Annotated in this window: 7 protein-coding genes; all 7 read left to right on the top strand. The window is 71.4% G+C overall.

The window, feature by feature from the left end:
- Positions 1-672, top strand: a 672-nt coding sequence (locus N5I75_RS02540; protein ID WP_476673750.1) for an SOS response-associated peptidase, incomplete at its 5' end; no start/stop codon positions are given.
- Between the two features lie 199 nt (positions 673-871).
- Positions 872-1,489 (top strand): alpha/beta hydrolase family protein, encoded by a 618-nt coding sequence (locus tag N5I75_RS02535; protein ID WP_476673748.1) that lies wholly within the window; start codon positions 872-874, stop codon positions 1,487-1,489.
- A gap of 239 nt (positions 1,490-1,728) precedes the next feature.
- Positions 1,729-2,403, top strand: a complete 675-nt coding sequence (sigR, locus tag N5I75_RS02530) for an RNA polymerase sigma factor SigR (RefSeq protein ID WP_398199191.1) — start codon at positions 1,729-1,731, stop codon at positions 2,401-2,403.
- Positions 2,400-2,702: a mycothiol system anti-sigma-R factor gene (gene rsrA, locus N5I75_RS02525; protein ID WP_476673745.1), complete on the top strand. Its 303-nt coding sequence runs from the start codon at positions 2,400-2,402 to the stop codon at positions 2,700-2,702. Before sigR ends, rsrA begins: the two co-directional genes overlap by 4 nt.
- 189 nt (positions 2,703-2,891) lie before the next feature.
- Positions 2,892-4,223 carry an HD-GYP domain-containing protein gene (locus N5I75_RS02520; protein WP_476673743.1) on the top strand — a complete coding sequence of 444 codons (1,332 nt, stop codon included), beginning with the start codon at positions 2,892-2,894 and terminating at the stop codon, positions 4,221-4,223.
- Positions 4,224-4,249: 26 nt separating this feature from the next.
- Positions 4,250-5,479 (top strand): HD-GYP domain-containing protein, encoded by a 1,230-nt coding sequence (locus N5I75_RS02515; protein ID WP_476673741.1) that lies wholly within the window; start codon positions 4,250-4,252, stop codon positions 5,477-5,479.
- A gap of 97 nt (positions 5,480-5,576) precedes the next feature.
- On the top strand, positions 5,577-6,557 hold the full coding sequence (locus N5I75_RS02510; protein WP_476673740.1) for a tetratricopeptide repeat protein: 981 nt from the start codon (positions 5,577-5,579) through the stop codon (positions 6,555-6,557).
- The last annotated feature ends 3 nt before the right edge of the window (positions 6,558-6,560 follow it).

The raw sequence follows: 6,560 nt of genomic DNA, 5'->3' as shown, positions 1-6,560 counted from the left end.
GTGAAAGACGCCGACGATCCGCGTCCGGTTCGCCAGCTCCGCAAACTGAGGTGGGGGCTCGTGCCGTCCTGGGCCAAGACGCCCGAGGGGGCCGCCCGGATGATCAACGCGCGGGCCGAGACGGTGCACGAGAAGCCGTCGTACCGGCGGGCCTTCGCCGCCCGGCGCTGCGTTCTTCCCGCTGACGGGTATTACGAGTGGGTCACCGGGGAGCGGGAGCGGGAACTGGAGGTCGAGGGGAAGCGGAAGCGGGCTCGGAAGCAGCCGTACTTCGTGACGCCGGCGGACGGGTCCGTGTTCGCGATGGCCGGGCTGTACGAGTTCTGGCGGGACCGGACGCTGGGCGATGAGCATCCGCTGGCCTGGTGGGTCACCTGCTCGGTGATCACTACTGAGGCGGAGGTCGCTCCGCTCGGGGTCGCGCCCGAAGGCGGGCCGGGGTCTCTTGCCGAGATCCATCCGCGGATGCCCCTGATGCTCACGCCTGATCTGTGGGATGCCTGGCTCGACCCACGCCGCACCGAGGTGGAGGAGCTGCGGGCGCTTCTCGCGCCTCCGCCGGAAGGGCTCATGCGGGCCTACCCCGTGAGCAGCGCTGTCAGCAATGTGCGGAACAACGGGGCCGAGCTTCTGAAGGAGATCGATGGGCCCGAGGAAGGCACCCTGTTCTGACGCCTTCTGATCTGCGGGGGTGGGGACGTGCCGGTGTACCTCCTCGGCCGGATTGCGCTTTCTGCCCGCTGAACGCCGTGGGCGGGTGGTCCGGCGCTGCGTTCCTGCGGAGTCCTGCGGGGGCACACCGACACGTCCCCTCCTGTCGTCGGGCGTGTGACGGCCGGTGCACCATGATCTTGTGAGCCATACGGAGACCGTGTCCACCGAAACCGGCGATGCCCGCATCACCTGGCATGTCGCTGATCAGCCTCGTCTCGTGCTCGCCGTCGGTCATGGGGCCGGGGGCGGCATCGAGACTCGCGATCTGCAGGCCCTCGCGCGGGTCCTGCCGGGGTGCGGCGTGAGCGTTGCGCTTGTCGAGCAGCCTTGGCGCGTTGCCGGGAAGAAGGTCGCCCCCGCGCCCAAGACGCTTGATGCGGGGTGGCGTGGTCTGTGGCCCGCGCTTGCCGAGGAAGGGCTTCCGGTCATTGCCGGAGGGCGCAGCGCCGGGGCCCGCGTCGCCTGCCGGACCGCCGGGGAGTTGGGGGCCGTCGCTGTGCTCGCCCTCAGTTTCCCGCTTCATCCGCCCGGCAGGCCCGAGAAGTCCCGGGCTGATGAGCTGGTGGGGGTCGGCGTGCCGACGTTGGTTGTCCAGGGGGGTAATGATCCGTTCGGCAAGCCCGGGGAGTTTCCGGAGGCTGGTGGGTTTCAGCTCGTCGAAGTTCCTTACGGGGATCATTCGTTCGGTGTTCCCAAGCGGGCGCCCGTGGGGGAGAGCGAGACCCTGGACGTCATCACCGGTGGTGTCGTCGCGTGGGTTGCGTCACTTCCGTAACGCGGGAATGTCCTGTGCGGGGCGTGTGTTGTCGGAAGCGTCGGTGACACTGCGTACGAGAGGAAGTCCGCCGCATGGGTTCGACCATCTGCCCGGGCCGCGCCACCACTCCTGAGCTGGAGTGGAGCGTGCTGAGTGCGGCCAAGACCGCTCCCATTCGGGCGGCGGGCGGACCGGATCGTCGTCTATCCTCCGATTCGGGCGGGACCTTCCCGGGTCTCGCGACGTCTTCGGAGGAGGTGGGTCCGGTCACAGGGACCGACGCAGGGACCGAGCACGGCCAGGCGGACGAGCGCCCGGAGCCCGCGGAGAGCGCCGCCGAGCGCAGCGCTCGCTTCGAGCGGGACGCTCTGGAGTTCCTCGACCAGATGTACTCGGCCGCGCTGCGCATGACGCGCAATCCGGCGGACGCCGAGGATCTGGTGCAGGAGACGTACGCCAAGGCGTACGCGTCCTTCCACCAGTTCCGCGAGGGGACCAACCTCAAGGCCTGGCTGTACCGGATCCTGACGAACACCTTCATCAACTCGTACCGCAAGAAGCAGCGCGAGCCCCAGCGCAGCGCTGCCGAGGAGATCGAGGACTGGCAGCTGGCGCGTGCCGAGTCGCACATGTCCACCGGTCTGCGCTCGGCCGAGTCGCAGGCGCTCGATCACCTGCCCGACTCCGACGTGAAGCGGGCCCTGCAGGCGATCCCCGAGGAATTCCGCATCGCGGTCTATCTCGCCGACGTAGAGGGCTTTGCGTACAAGGAGATCGCGGACATCATGGGAACACCCATCGGTACGGTGATGTCCCGGCTGCACAGGGGGCGTCGCCAGCTGCGCGGCATGCTCGAGGACTACGCCCGTGACCGCGGGCTCGTCCCGGCCGGCGCCGGAGAGTCGAACGAAGCGAAAGGCTCGGGCTCATGAGCTGCGGAGAGCCGCACGAGACGGACTGCAGTGAGGTCCTCGACCATCTCTATGAGTTTCTTGACCGAGAGATGCCGGACTCCGACTGCACCAAGTTCGAGGTGCACTTCGAGGAGTGCTCCCCGTGCCTGGAGAAGTACGGCCTGGAGCAGGCCGTGAAGAAGCTGGTCAAGCGGTGCTGCGGGCATGACGACGTACCCGCCGACCTGCGGGCCAAGGTCATGGGGCGGATCGATCTGATCCGTTCCGGGCAGCCCGCCTCCCCGGCCTCCGAAGAGGGCACCTCCTCGATCGGCTGAGGAGTGGCTGGTGTTTGCGATGTGACCCGTGCGTCCGGGTGGCGTGAACTTCCGTTGCTTGTACGGGAGTTCCTGTTTCCCTACGTTCACTCGAACGTGCTAATCGGTGCCTTCGCGCCGCTCTGACCCCTGCGCGCCCTCCTATCCTCCCTGAATTGGTCTTCACAGGGGGGACGGGGAGGGGTGGGCATGCGGTCGGTACCGCCGGTGGCCCGTGTGTTCGTTCTGCTGACCGGCGGTGGGGCTGTCGCGTGTATCGCGCCCGTCTTCCTCGATGACACCGCCTGGGGCGTCGTCGCGTTGCTCGCCTGTGTGTATGCCGGGTGTGAGCAGGTCGGGCGGTGCCGTGTTCTTGGGCGGCGGGCTCCCGCGGGGATGGGGACCTTCTTTCCCGTGCTCCTCGCAGGAGCGTTTCTGCTGCCTGCCTCCGCCGCTGCGCTCGTCGTCGTGCCCGGGGCCCTCCTCGTACGGGTGGACCGGCGGCCCGCCGCCCTGCGGCGGCTCTGGCGGGGCGCTCAGCTCGTGCTGGGCATCTGGGCGGCCGCCCGGGTGTTCGCGGTGCTTGGCGGGCCGGACGCCGTCTCCGGGGGGCGTCTGTCGTACGCGCTCTCGCCCGCTGCCGCCGGTGTGCTCGTCTTCTGCGCAGTACTTACTGTGCTCGACGGGTTCATCCTCGCCCTTGCCGAGCGTGTGCCCCTGTCGGCCGCCTGGCGCGGGCTCTTCCTGCGGTCCCTCGCGCCCGTCGGCGTGCACGGGCTCGCCGGGCTGCTTATGGCCGTCCTGTGGGCCAGTCCGTACGGGGCCGTGGCCGCGCTGCTCGTGCTGCTGCCCATGTACATCTCCTGCTGGGTGTTCGCCCAGTACCAGCGTGAGAGCGCCGCCCACCAGGCCACCATCCGGGCGCTCGTCCAGGCCGTCGACATCAAGGACGGCTACACGCGCGGGCACAGCGAGCGCGTCGGGCAGGCGTCCATGATGATCGCCCGCGAGCTGGGGATGGCCGACGAGCGCGTCGAGATCCTGCGGTTCGCCGGGATCCTGCACGACGTGGGCAAGCTCGGGGTGCCGACCCGGCTGCTGCGGAAGGACGGGCCCCTCACGCCCGAGGAGCGCGAGATCATCCAGCTGCACCCCGAGTACGGGCACGAGATCGTGCGCGGGATCGGGTTCCTGGGGGAGGCGCGCGCCGCGATCCTCCACCACCATGAGCGGCTCGACGGCAGCGGGTACCCCTACGGGCTCGCCGGGGCGCAGATCCCCGAGTTCGCGCGCGTGGTCGCGGTGGCCGACGCCTTCGACGCCATGACCTCCACGCGTACGTACTCGCGGGCGCGGCCCGTGCCGGTCGCACTGGCGGAGCTGGAGCGGTGCGCCGGGTCGCAGTTCGACCCGGTGATGGTGCGGGCCCTGGTCGATGTCCTGGGCAGGGAGGGCTGGCACCCCGTGGTCACCGCCGACGAGGGCACGGTCCCCGCCGCCCGCCGTGCGGGCGTGGCCGCGCCGGGGGCGGCCTCCCGGTGACGCGGTCCGGTTCCGGGCGTCCTCCCATGGTGGCCGGCCTCTACGCGGCTGCGGGCCTGCTCACGCTGGTCGCCCTTGCGTCCACCACCCGGCACGGGCTCGACCGGCCCGGGGTCGCGCTCGCCTTCGGGCTGCTCATCGTCGTGGGGGAGCTGGCGCGATGGGGCGGGGGCGGGGACCGGGAGCCCGCGCCCCTCGGCGCCGCCGGGGCGCTCGCGTACGCGCTGCTCGGGCAGGCGGGCGGGGAGCCGTCCCAGCACGGGGTGGCGCAGGTCGTCGCCATCACCGTCGCGGGCACGCTGCTCGGCTGCGTGCCGCACATCGCCAGGGGGCGCGGGCCCGCGCTCGACCACATGGCGCGGCGCGTGCTGAGCGTCGCCTTCGCCGCCGTCTGCTTCCAGCCGCTCTACAACGAAGGGGTGGTCCAGCGGTGGGTCGGCGGCGGGGCGTACTACGCGCTGCTCGTCGCCGGGCTGCTCGCGCTCACCGCGCTGTGCGACGCCGTGCTCGCCGCCGCCATCGCGCACGCGCGCACGCGCTGGCCGTTCGGACCGCTGCTCCGCGACGAACTGCGGGCCATGCTCGGCATCGGCTCCGCCGTCTGCGCGACCGGGGCCGTCATGGCGCTCGCCGTCGGCGTGGCCGGGCTGTGGGCGCTGCCCGTCATCAGCCTTCCGCTGCTCCTCACCCAGCTGGCGTTCCGGCGCTACGCCGCCGTGCGGGCCACGTACCGGCAGACCATCACCTCGCTCGCCCGCGCTACCGAGATCGCCGGGTACACGCCGCACGGGCACGCCCTGCGGGTCGCCGCGCTCAGCCGGTCCGTCGGGCGTGAGCTGGGGCTCTCCGAGCCGGACCTGACCGTTCTGGAGTACGCGGCCCTGATGCACGACATCGGGCAGCTCTCGCTCGTCGACCCGGTCGCGCAGGGGGCCACGGCGGCGCTGCCGACCGCACAGCAGCGCCGTATCGCCCTGCTCGGCGGCGCCGTCGTACGGCAGACGGGGGTGGACGCCCAGGTCGCCGTGGTGGTGGAGCGGCAGGCCGACCCGTACCGTGAACAGCCGCTGCCCGCACGGATTGTGCGGACAGCGAACGCGTACGACGAGATGGCCAGGGAAGAGGGCCCTCAAGGTCCGCTCGCGGCCCTGGAACGGCTGCGTCTCGGCACGGGCCGGGACTACTCGTCCGAGGTCGTGGAGGCGCTGGCCAGGGTGGTGGCGCACCCCGGTCTGAGTCCGGGGTCGGCTGGGTAACCCATGGGTAATGAGCGAGCGTCCGACCGTACGTGGTTGGATGCGAAGAAGAGGGTGTTCCGGGGGCACGGGCCTCGAGTATCGGCAGGCGGGAATCGTGAGGATCTTCGGCAAGGGACGACACCGGCCCTCCGCCTCATGGCGGCAGGCCACAGATCGCGCGTTCACGCTGATCGGCGACGGCCGCTACGAGGACGCGGGGGCGCTGCTCACGCGCGCCGCCGATCTGGAGCCCTGGCTGTCCGAGTCCTGGTTCAACCTCGCGCTGCTGCACAAGTTCCGGCACGACTGGGAGCAGGCCCGCACGACCGGCCTGCGCGCCGTCGCCCTGCTGGAGCGCGAGACCGGCGCCCCCGACTGGTGGAACGTCGGGATCGCCGCGACCGCTCTGCAGGACTGGCCGCTGGCCCGGCGGGCCTGGCAGGCGTACGGGCTGAAGGTGCCCGGGGGCGCCGCCGCCGCGGGTGAGCCGACCGGGATGGACCTGGGCAGCGCCGCCGTCCGGCTGTCGCCCGAGGGTGAGGCCGAGGTCGTGTGGGGGCGCAGGCTCGACCCCGCGCGGATCGAGGTGCTCTCCATCCCGCTGCCCTCTTCGGGGCGGCGCTGGGGCGAGGTCGTGCTCCACGACGGCGTGCCGCACGGGGAGCGGACCACCGCGGCCGGGCACTCGTACCCCGTCTTCGACGAGATCGAGCTGTGGGCGCCCTCGCCGGTGCCAACCTGGGTGGTGCTTCTGGAGGCCGCCACCGAGTCCGACCGGGACGCGCTGGAGCGGCTCGCGGCCGACGCCGGGTTCGCAGCGGAGGACTGGTCGTCGTCGGTGCGGCTGCTCTGCCGGATGTGCTCCGAGTCGCGGATGCCGTCCGACGAGGGGGACGGGCAGCACCTCGATCCGCACGATCACAGTGAGCCGGGGCATCCCGGGCCGCTGGGGCATCGGACGGACGGGCAGTTGTGGGTGCCGGAGCGCGAGTGCGGGGTGGCTGCGCCGGCTTCGTTGGTTCGGGGGTTGCTGGACGGGTGGGTTGCGGACTCGCCCGATTCGCGTGACTGGCGGGATCTTGAAGAGGTCTGTTGAGGT

This window comes from Streptomyces sp. R818 (genome assembly GCF_056172735.1).
Note: the sequence above shows the minus strand (reverse complement) of the source record. Positions and strands in the feature narration are given on the sequence as shown.